This window comes from Thermogutta sp., assembly GCF_014359955.1.
Lineage (GTDB): Bacteria > Planctomycetota > Planctomycetia > Pirellulales > Thermoguttaceae > Thermogutta.
Map to the genome: position 1 here is coordinate 1 of NZ_JACIYL010000737.1, position 2,209 is coordinate 2,209.

Consider the following 2,209-nt stretch of genomic DNA (forward strand, 5'->3'; position numbering starts at 1 on the left):
TCGAGCGGCTGAACGGAACGATTCTGACCGCTGACGGAAATTGAACAGTTTCTCCCACGCATGCACCCAATTCAGGGGATCCAACACAACCGTCGCTTTCGGTTTTTTCCAAAAAGTTCTTCTTTTGCTCAAATTCGTCACAGTTTCCCGAAATGTTGGGACCTCCAGCATCCGATACAAAAAGGGGCAGACCCGGCATGCGATCGGGTCAAGCAGTGTTGACGTTGCCGTTTTCTTGGGAGTGTGTCCCATGCGAAAAATCGGCCTTTGGGCAATGGTTTCCCTAATCGCGGTACTCGGGTGGGGGACGGCGGTCCGCGCCCAAAATCCGCAAAGCATCTGGTTCGAGGACCTTAACGCCGCACGCCGGGTCGCAGCCGAGACGAATCGCCTGGTTCTCATCCATTTTTGGGCGGAATGGTGTCGGCCGTGCCGTCAGATGGAAGCCGAGGTCTTTTCCCGACCAGAGGTCCTCTCTGCCATTGCGACCTCCTATGTGGCGGTGAAGGTCAATTTCGACCAAAACCCGATCCTTGCGCGGCAACTCAACGTGGAGTCCATTCCCACCGATGTGATCATCACTCCGCAGGGCGAGGTCATCGCCAAATCCGTTGGGGGCGTGTCTGCTCCGCGGTACATCGAACGACTCAATGAAGTCGCCAGCCAGTGGCAACAGCGACAGGCTCTCGTCGCGCGGATGGGAGCACCACCCCCCGGTGCTTTCGGACCCAGCCATCAACCGAGTGACGCGGGCACAACGCTTCCCGTCAGGCCTCCCGTGGCCGGTCCGTCGCCTGCCTGGCCTGCCGCGGGTGCTTTGACCGCACCGGGGACAGCCCAGTCGCTTGGGCCCCAGCCGGCACCAGAGAACCGAACGGCCGTCGGTCCCGGATACAAGCCGCTCCTGCCCGGGCAAGCTGCCCCGAACTTCACCCAGCAACCTCCCATGGTTGGGAATCCATCGCCGCAGGTTGCCGCTGCGGCCCCGTCACCTGCGGTCGATCCCGGCAATGCTTGGACACCTCAAAATGCCACAGCTCCTTCTTCACCTTGGGCTTCATCAGCGCCGGCTGGTGGCATCACTGCTGCGCCGCCGAACGGAAGTCCCGTCAGCCCGTATTACTCAGCGAATTCAGCTTATTCAGCTTACTCTCCGGCTCCAGGAGCACCGACCTACGCTTCCCAGTCGCCGGTTCCGCCTGTAACTGGCAATCTCGCTTCGGCCGAATCTTCCGTGTCCAATCCTCCTGCACCGAATAACGTCACGGGATCAAACGGCGGCTTGGCCCCCACGGTCCCGCCCTTCGCGGGTGCTCCAGGCGTCCCGTCGGAATCCGCTTTAGCTGCCCGGCAACCGTCCCGAAATGACAACCTTCAAACGGACACCGCATCTGCGGCTTCACCGTCCTCGCCGGTGGCCATCCCGCCGGGTAATCCCCCACTTGCGCTGGATGGATATTGCCCGGTCAGTCTCACCGACAAGCACCGGTGGGTTCTCGGGAACCGTCGCTGGGGTGCCCGACATGAAGGTCGAACCTACCTCTTTGCCGGTCCCGAAGAACAGCAGAAGTTCCTTGCCAATCCTGATCGCTACGCGCCGGTCCTCTCCGGTTATGATGTTGTGAAACTTGTCGAGGGCACACAACTGGTGGAAGGCCGTCGCGAGCACGGCGCATGGTTCGGCGGTCGGGTTTATCTGTTCAGTGACGAGGAGTCTTTCCAAAAGTTTAGCGCCGACCCTTACCGCTATATCAATGCCCTGCCGCAGGCCGTGGCACGGCTCTCCCAGAAAGCTGGCACCGGCGCTGCGGGCAGTTTCATCCCGTCGGCCGCCCCGGGGTTATCTGGGCAGACGCCCCCGCCGTTCGGCAACCAACCGGCCCCGGCCACGGCATCACCCCAGCCCGAAAACCGACCCGGGATCGCCCCCGCCGTGGGTGCCACAGGTAACCTCGGCACTGTGCCAGGCCCGGCGCCTTCCGCGCCACAGGCCTCGCCGAGCGCCTACTCCCAGGTATTGCCGGGTTCAGGATTGCCGTCTGCGACCTCGGCTCAGCCCGGCCCCCAAATTCAGGTAGGGCTTCCGGATAGGGTGATGAACAACCTCCCCAGCCGGGTGGTGGGCCCCACGAACCAGCCGTATCCCCCCATTGCAACCCGACCCGGCACGGAATCGCAAACGCCTAGCGTCGGCACGTCGCACTACAGC

1 protein-coding gene is annotated in these 2,209 nt (G+C 62.4%); it reads left to right on the plus strand.

Annotated elements, in window-relative coordinates:
* Positions 1–250: 250 nt before the first annotated feature.
* Positions 251–2,209, plus strand: a 1,959-nt coding sequence (locus H5U08_RS16465) for a thioredoxin domain-containing protein (protein WP_297035544.1), incomplete at its 3' end; no start/stop codon positions are given.